This is a genomic window from Cohnella baijiui (assembly GCF_020731285.1).
In the GTDB taxonomy this organism is placed as follows: domain Bacteria; phylum Bacillota; class Bacilli; order Paenibacillales; family Paenibacillaceae; genus Cohnella.
Genome location: NZ_JAJFOW010000293.1, coordinates 1 through 253 on the forward strand (window position 1 = coordinate 1; position 253 = coordinate 253).

Annotated in this window: 1 protein-coding gene; it reads left to right on the forward strand. The window is 49.0% G+C overall.

Annotated elements, in window-relative coordinates; translation table 11 throughout:
* A partial coding sequence (locus LKX83_RS32695; protein WP_370639180.1) for a DUF6597 domain-containing transcriptional factor occupies positions 1-253 on the forward strand: 253 nt, incomplete at both ends.

A 253-nucleotide genomic window follows, 5' to 3' on the forward strand; every position in this document is an offset into this window, starting at 1 on the left:
CTGGAAATCAACTGCACCGCATCATCCCTGATGGCTGTATCGATATTATCGTAGACCGCCTGTCGCCTTCCAACTGGAAAGCTGCTTTTGTCGAAGGCGTAATGACCCGATTTGAAGTGTTGAATCTTTCTGAAGCTCAGTCCTTGTTTGGCATCCGCTTCTTTTCGGAAGCGGCGCAGTCCTTCTTACACGATCCCCTCTCTGCATTTATGGGACAGCATGTTTTTCTCGAAGAAATCTGGGGAATGGAGGG